The organism is Streptomyces atratus (genome assembly GCF_014648655.1).
Taxonomy (GTDB): domain Bacteria; phylum Actinomycetota; class Actinomycetes; order Streptomycetales; family Streptomycetaceae; genus Streptomyces; species Streptomyces atratus.
Genome location: NZ_BMRN01000236.1, coordinates 1 through 562 on the forward strand (window position 1 = coordinate 1; position 562 = coordinate 562).

The window sequence follows — 562 nt, forward strand, 5'->3', positions numbered from 1 at the left end:
ACATACGCGACCAGACGCGGGTCCCCCGCAACATCCTCACGCACCACCACCGCGGCCTGCGCGACACCCGGGCACCCGGCCACCGCCGACCGGACCTCACCCGGCTCGATACGGAAACCACGGATCTTGACCTGCTCGTCCGCACGCCCGACGAAGACCAGCTCACCCTCGACAGTCCAACGGACCACATCACCCGTGCGGTACAGCCGCTCACCAGCAGCACCGAACGGGTCGGCGACGAACCGCTCCGCCGTCAGCCCCGCACGCCCCACATACCCACGCGCCAACTGCGCGCCACCCACATACAGTTCACCGGCCACACCCGGCGCCACCGGCCGCAGGAACTCATCCAGCACGAACATCCGCGTATTGGCCACCGGACCACCGAAGGACACCGCCCCCGACCCGTCCGGATCCACCCGACCCACCGCCGTGATCACAGTCGCCTCGGTCGGCCCGTACGCATGCACCAACCTGCGCCCCCGCGCCCACTCCCGCGCCAACGACGGCTCAATCCCCTCCGAACCGACCACCATCGACGAGACCCCGGCCAGATCCCCCA

At 69.9% G+C, this 562-nt stretch carries 1 protein-coding gene; it reads right to left on the minus strand.

What is annotated here, in order from left to right; translation table 11 throughout:
• The coding region (locus tag IEZ15_RS44270) for an AMP-binding protein (RefSeq protein WP_308427529.1) at positions 1-536 on the minus strand (536 nt) is incomplete at its 3' end.
• Positions 537-562 lie beyond the last annotated feature (26 nt).